This window comes from Streptomyces apricus (assembly GCF_008369065.1).
Classification (GTDB): Bacteria; Actinomycetota; Actinomycetes; order Streptomycetales; family Streptomycetaceae; genus Streptomyces; species Streptomyces apricus.
Map to the genome: position 1 here is coordinate 1 of NZ_VDFC01000052.1, position 6988 is coordinate 6988.

At 66.1% G+C, this 6988-nt stretch carries 5 protein-coding genes and 1 pseudogene; 3 read left to right on the forward strand and 3 right to left on the reverse strand.

What is annotated here, in order from left to right; all coding sequences use genetic code 11:
- Positions 1-722 precede the first annotated feature (722 nt).
- On the reverse strand, positions 723-1493 hold the full coding sequence (locus tag FGF04_RS30915; RefSeq protein ID WP_149514676.1) for a thioesterase II family protein: 771 nt from the start codon (positions 1491-1493) through the stop codon (positions 723-725).
- Positions 1494-2534: 1041 nt separating this feature from the next.
- On the opposite strand from FGF04_RS30915, the gene FGF04_RS30920 reads away from it, so the two are divergent.
- From FGF04_RS30920 to FGF04_RS30925, 3 genes and pseudogenes are all read left to right on the forward strand, one after another.
- Complete coding sequence (locus tag FGF04_RS30920; RefSeq protein WP_149514677.1) at positions 2535-3032, forward strand: VOC family protein; 498 nt, start codon at positions 2535-2537, stop codon at positions 3030-3032.
- Between the two features lie 37 nt (positions 3033-3069).
- Positions 3070-3748, forward strand: a pseudogene (locus FGF04_RS42245) (transposase); the annotation flags it as partial.
- Between the two features lie 336 nt (positions 3749-4084).
- Positions 4085-4771, forward strand: a complete 687-nt coding sequence (locus FGF04_RS30925; protein ID WP_149514678.1) for a maleylpyruvate isomerase family mycothiol-dependent enzyme — start codon at positions 4085-4087, stop codon at positions 4769-4771.
- A gap of 407 nt (positions 4772-5178) precedes the next feature.
- On the opposite strand, the gene FGF04_RS30930 is transcribed toward FGF04_RS30925, so the two are convergent.
- Positions 5179-5565 carry a VOC family protein gene (locus FGF04_RS30930; protein ID WP_149514679.1) on the reverse strand — a complete coding sequence of 129 codons (387 nt, stop codon included), beginning with the start codon at positions 5563-5565 and terminating at the stop codon, positions 5179-5181.
- Entirely contained in the window at positions 5562-5855 is a 294-nt protein-coding gene (locus FGF04_RS30935; RefSeq protein WP_149514680.1) for an ArsR/SmtB family transcription factor, read from the reverse strand. The genes FGF04_RS30930 and FGF04_RS30935 overlap by 4 nt, the downstream gene beginning before the upstream one ends.
- Between the last annotated feature and the right edge of the window lie 1133 nt (positions 5856-6988).

Consider the following 6988-nt stretch of genomic DNA (forward strand, 5'->3'; position numbering starts at 1 on the left):
CACCCCCTCCGTGGCCCCCGGCACCAACCCCGGACCCGGGGGCCACACCACACCCAGCACAACCACACCCCACCACCCCAAAACACGGAAACAGCCGCGGTCTCAACTACGAGCGCGAGCGACCGCGCCACAGCACACCCTTCAGACACAGACCACCCCGCACGGGGCGCCCGTTAAAACCCACCAACCCCCGCCCCAACGGACGAGGCAAGCGCCGTCAGCACGTCCAGCTCCGCCATCAGCACGAAACCCCACTCACACCGCGCCCAGATAGCGATGACACCCAACAGCGCGGAAGACACAGACGCAGAGCTACGGGCACGCCAGGAAGGCCCCGAGCGGGCAACCAGGTTCAAACACACACCAAGCACAACACCCTCAACACCCCACACGGCACCAGAACGGGCCCACACCGCAAGGCCACCGCAACACCCCACACCAGACCACCCAGGCCCGGATCATCTCCGCCGGACGACGAATTACTGGGCTCCGGGGACGCGTTGACCGGCCGACTGCGCCGAGATCTGGCGGGTGACGTGATGCCGACCCCGCACCTGCACGACAGCACCGCCCGCAACCCAGCGGGCGCTTTGGTACTGGTGGACTCCAACTCCTACAACATGCCCGCCAAATGCCGCCCCACCGGGTAGGGAAAGCAAATGCGTCACGGCAAGCGCGCCGCGAACACGCAGCGCCCCTACCGTGACGCGGGGGAGCCTCTGCTAGCGGAAACCCGCAGCCGGTTCGGGCGAGAGGTGCTTGGAGATCTCGGCCATCACGGCAGCGACGTGGGAGGTGAGGAAGAAGTGCCCGCCGCTGAACCACCGCACCTTGAAGGTCCCATCCGTGTGCCGGCGCCAGGCGTCGGCCTCCTCCCGGGTCACCTGGGGGTCCTCGTCACCGACGAGCACGACGACGGGGCAGCTCAAGCGCCGTTGGCCGGTGAAGCGGTAGGTTTCTGCGGCCCGGTAGTCGTTGCGCACGGCCGGCAGGATCATGCGCAGGATCTCGGGGTCGTCCAGCAACTCGGAATCGGTGCCGCTGAGCTTTTTCAGCTCCTCGACCAGGGTGTCGTCGTCGGCCAGGTGGACGTTCCCCTCGCGGAAATGGGAGGGGGCGCGCCGACCGGAGGCGAACAGCGCCCGTGGCACGACGCCCCGCTCCTCCAGACGCAGGGCGACCTCGAAGGCCAGGGATGCGCCCATACTGTGGCCGAACAGGGCCAGGGGGCGGTCCGCCCAGGGCAACAGCTCCTCCACTACCGCGTCGGCGAGTTCGGTGACGGTGGCGATGCAAGGCTCGTCGCGGCGGTCCTGGCGGCCGGGGTACTGCACGCACAGCACGTCGGCGCCCGGCGACATGGCCTGCGAGACGGGGAAGTAGAAGCTGGCCGAGCCTCCCGCGTGGGGGAAGCAGGCCAGCCGTACGGGTGCCTCGGGCGCCGGATGAAACCGGCGGATCCACGCGCCGGTGCCGGCGGACGATCCAGTCATGGCTTTGGGGCTTCCTCTCGGGTGCTGCCGCCCGGCTGTCGGGCCCTGGGGGTCCGGTGCCCGGACGGCTGCGCCGCGAAACGGCTGCCGCGGCCGCCGCGCGGCCATTGCGGGTTCACAAAAAGGAGCTGGCGGTTCTGCTTGCCGACACCGGAGCGTACGCGGAGCTGCGGGTTTCCTTAATTTTCACAAAAGGCAGGCCGAAAAAGGCAAAGGTGTTCCGGGGCATACCAGCATCTCATTCAATCTGTCCGTGTATGAACGCAATCAGAAGGGGGTGCCCCTACTCTGCCAATGAATCCCCTAGCCGCGCCCGGACAGTCGGCAAGGCCTCGGCGGTAAATCCGTCAAAGATGTGGGAGTTCATGATGTTTCGCTACGCATCGGTCTCCTAAAATGGCGAAGATCTTTCCTGGTACTCAATGCCCCGCAGCTTCTTACCGCCCCGCCCGACTGGGAGCAGACCTAGCCTCGAATCGTTCACATGTACCGTCCATTCTTGTCCCGTCGATGCCGCGAGCGGCCCTGGGCGGGCGGCGGACGGCTTCACAATGACATTCGAGGGCTTCTGTGGCTCTGGTCTTTCGCGACGCAGTACTTCACACACTGGACCAGACACCGTGAAGATGCGCGCCCGGAGAGGCGCACACCGTTCTCGTGGAGGGGGCGGCCGGTTGCGGTAAGAGCGAACTGCTGGACACCTTCACCGAACGGATCTCGGACCAGGGGCGTTGGTTCTCCAGGCGGTGGGGTCGGCGGCCGAGCGCACACTGTCGCTGAGGTGATGCACCAGCTGGCCTCCCGCGCGGGGGCCCGAAGCGCTGGCAGTGCCGCGGGCGGCCGCCAGCGAGCTGTCTCGGACCGCGGCCATGCACGCGTTCTGCGCGGACCCAACTTTCCCTAGACGATCAAGTCCTATGTCTGGCTGGCCTGTCTCGCGCGAGATCCCTATCCATCGGGGGGTTCTAGGACAGTGAGTGACCTAAAAGGCGTCTAGCGTCATCACCGCGTGCAGGCACTCGCACCCCAGGAGGCAGTCAGATGTCCGTCAAGCCGGTTCCCGAGGGCTACAGCACCGTGACGCCGTGGATCATCTCGCGCAACACGGTGCAGCTCATCGACTACACGAAGAGGGCCTTCGGCGCCGAGGAACTCGCATGCCTTGCGGGCAAGGACGGGGCCATCGAGCATGCGGAGGTACGGATCGGCGACTCGGTGGTGATGATGTTCGACGCCCGGCCGGAGTGGCCGCCGACCCCTGGCTTCCTCCGCCTTTACGTCGAGGATGCCGACGCCGTGCACCGTCAGGCCGTTGCGGCCGGCGGCACCTCGATCACCGAGGTCACCCACCTGTTCTTCGGAGACCGGGTCGGGCGGGTACGCGATCCGCTGGGCAACCTGTACTGGATCCAGACCCGCGTGGAGGACCTGAGCCCGCAGGAAATGGAACGCCGCATCGGCGACCCGGAATTCACCAAGGCCATGGAGTACGTCCAAAGCGCCGACTTCTTCCCCGCTCGGCAATTCAACCTCGGCTGACGTCCAGGAGCGAGAAAAGGGCGTCCAAGACCGTTGAGTGGCGAACGGGAACTTGGACATCTCGCTGACCGCACTGTTGTGAAGATCGATGACGAGCAGGGGGTCAGCCGGTAGATGGGCACGCCGCCACGGCCGACGGACTCTGAACTCATCTGTCTGGCGGTCGCGCATGCTCTGCTCGGCTTCAGCTCTGAGGCATGCTGGCTGCAGTATGCACACGCACACCTGGCGTCGACGTTCCCGTATCTACCGCAGCAGTCCGGGTACAACAAGCGACTGCGGGCCTCATTGCCGATGCTCAAGAAGACGATACGGATGCTGGCGGCTGACACGGACTTCTGGTTCGACAACCACTGAATTGTGGACTCCACCCCTGTGGAGTGCGGGCGTTCGCGGCCAACGGTGAAGCGGTCGGAGATGGCCGGCTGGGCCGGATACGGCTACTGCGCCTCCCCTCCCGGTTCTTCTAGGGCCTGCGTCTGTACCTGGTCTGCACGCCGACCGGGATGCCGATCCCGTGAGCGCTGGCGAATCCGAAGCTGGACGAGCACGAGGTGCTCCAGGCCATGCTCGATGTCTAGGAGGACCTGGTTGCCGGTCGGCCCGGACTGCTGCTGATCCCCGACAAGGGCTTCGCCTCCAAGGAGTTCGAGAACGACCTGGCCATGCGTGGGATCGTACTGCTGCGGCCGTCGTTCAAGCGGGAGAAGAAGCGGGCGGAATCGGCTGGAACATCTCAGCGGACTTCACCATCGTGCGAAGCCCATCAGCGCTTTGCCGGTGCCCGGACCGAGCCACCGACCGAGCCCGCGTCAAAGAGCGCCAGAGCGACAGAACAATAAGGCGAAAAACCGTGGCAAAGTCTTCTCGCCCAGCTGGTGGAGATGGCGCAGGAGGTGAACGACCGGGCTGCTCGCGGGACGGGTTCACAGGCAAACTCCATCTGAGTGTCGATGGGTGTTGTCGTCCGTTGTCGCCGGTACCGCATCAAGCAACGTTCGCCTTGTTCGTACGGCAAGTCCCGCGTGGTGGGTGGACTGTACCTTGGCACCGTGGATTATCTGGTTGAACTTCACCGCGAGCTCGATGCGTTCGGCACGGTGCTGGACGGTGATTTGTCAGCTCCGGTCGAACACTGCGGCGATTGGCGGCTGATGGATCTGGCCGTACACATGGGAGCGGGGAACCTGTGGGTCGTCACGGCGGTGCGGGAGGGGCACGGTGATGGCTACGACGAGGATGCCGCGCCCCGCGACCGAGCCGGCCTCCAGGCTTGGTATGCCGAGACGGCGGACGCGCTCATGCAGGCCCTGGCGGTTGATCCCTCGACCGGGGCGTGGACGTTCTTCCCGCCGCACACAGTCGGATTCTGGCGTCGGCGCCGTAGTCAGGAGACGCTGATGCACCGGTGGGATGCCGAGCACGCGCTCGGCTCGACGACGCCGATGGATCCGGCACTCGCGGCCGACGGTGTCGCCGAGGTCTTCGACACCATGGCGCTCCGCATGATCTCCAAGGGGGCCGCCACCCGTCCCGAGCAGGCCATAAAAATCACTGCCACCGATTCCGGCCGCTGTTGGACTTATGGGACCGGTGAGCCGATCGCGGAGGTCTCAGGCATCGCTGAGGATCTGCTGCTGATGCTGTGGGGGCGCAAGCCTCGGGATACCGGCTCGTTGATCTGGGTCGGGGACCGTAAGGCAGGATTGGGCGTACTGGCTGGCCCACTGGTCCCCTGACCCGGATTTGCCGGTCGGGGTGCAGGTGGTCTCGGTGCTGTTCGTCGTCGCCCACGTCGCCACTCGCCGGCAGCGCTTCGCGGGCAGATGAGGGAGCAGTTGTCGCAGACGATCGCAATGCGCACGGTCGCCAGATGCAGCGAGCGCAGGTAGCGGAGGAACTCCGGGAGCTTCGAACCGTCCTTCGTCTCCTTGATGTGCCCGCAGAGCTGGTCCTTGGCCAAGCCGTAGGCCGCGAACAGGCGCCGGACTGCATGGGGGCAGGTGTAAGTCGCTCACTGTCGGGGCCTGGATCCGCGGTCGGGATCCTTGCGCCGCCCACCACGCTCCGCCCCGCCCTGCGCCTCCGGCACAGAACTTGACCGCGAACGGCAACCTGCGCCCGTTCGCCGGGCCGTCAGACCGCCCTACTTGTACTCGGCGATCTGGATGAGGTTGCCACAGGTGTCGTCGAGGACTGCGGTGATGACCGGACCCAGTTCCAGCGGTTCCTGGGTGAAGTGCACTCCGAGGCCGCGCAGCCGCTCGAACTCGGCGTGCACGTCGTCCACGGCGAAGGAGGTGACCGGAATTCCGTCGTTGACCAGTGCCGTCGTGTACGGCTTGACCGCCGGGTGCTCGTCGGGCTCCAGGACGAGTTCGATGCCCTCGGACTCCTCGGGCGAGACCACAGTCAGCCACCGGTGTTCCCCGAGCGGAACCTCGGTCTTCTTCACGAACCCCAGCACTTCGGTGTAGAAGCGCAGGGCCTTGTCCTGGTCGTCGACGAAGACGCTGGCGAGGTTGATCTTCATTGAGTGTTCTCCGGCATATCGGGCCTGAGCCACCGGTTCAGGATGCGCTCAAGCGGTTCGGGATCCAGGTCGTGGAACTTGTAGCGGCCCTGGCGACGTGTGCGGACCAGGCCGGCGGCCTCCAGTACGGCAAGGTGCTGGCTGACCCCCTGACGGGACAGACCCAGACCGTGCTTGGTCGTCAACCGCGCACAGATCTCGAACAGGGACTGACTGTCCCGTTCCGCCAGCTCATCGAGGATGCGGCGGCGAGTGGGGTCGGCCAGCGCCTTGAAGACATCGTCCACCATGACTCCACAATAGGCAAGTAATGACTTGCCTATCAAGACGCGTCATGACCAAACCATCTGCGCTCGTCCCGCTCATCCGCTGGCCCCACTCACACCTACGTGACACCGAGTGGAGCCCTCCCTACTCCCCCAAGGTCTGCCAGAACCCCGAGCCAGCGCCTCGGCAGCTGGCTCGGGGTTCTCCGACGGCCACCAGTGCGGGTCTCCATCGAGGACTGCCACCTGCGCGCCAGCGCGATCCGCCGACCAACAATGTTGCTCCGAGGTGCGTAGTCGTCCATGCACGTACCCAGCAGCTCCCGGGCACGCACCGCAGCCTGCGAGCGGCTGCACCGGTGGTGGCGGGCCAGCACGCCGACGAGGTTCTCGGCGTCCTCCCCCTCTCCCCGCGACGTCGATCGCAGGTCGTTGTCCAGGCGATAACGCAGGTGTGGCTGAACGCCGACGTCAGCCGTCGGCTATGCGCCATTGCCGGTCGCACCGGCATCAATCCCGAGTAGATCCTGCCCAACTCACCGACCAGGTCGGCATGGACGACGATGGCACCCTGACCGTCGACACCTCCACCACGAACTGAGTTTTCGTCCCACGCTAAACGGGCGTCGTGCGCTTCAAGGCGGTCTTCCGGAACAGGCCGCACAAGAACCGGGGTCCGGGGTCCTGAGGCGGTCCCATCTTGCACCAGCCATCCCCACATATGTCTGCCTATCTCGCCGCGGTTCGGATGCGGTCGTAGGCGCCATCTGAGCCTCGCGGCGGGKTGCCCCATACGCCGGGGTACGTGGGTGCGGCCGCGGACGCGTTCATTCGGGGAGGGTGAGGCCGTCATGGACGACCGGGTGGGCGAGATCCGTGAGGTCGATGCYCAGRGTGAGGGCRTGGGCGCGCAGSCGGTCCAGGGCGTGGTCGACGGTGRSGGTGTGGCGGTGTGGCGGTGTGGCGGTGTGGCGGTGTGGCGGTGGCTGATCATGCCGGTGGCCTGGTGGATGACGGCTTGGGCGGGYGCSAGSGGCAGSAGCAGTTCGCCTTCGGGCTCGTCGTCGGATTCGAGCTCCGGGCCGGTGCAGGCGGCGGTGAGGAGGATGAAGGCCGCCTGTAGGTGGGCGGTGGCTGTGTGCTGGTCGGCTGGCGGG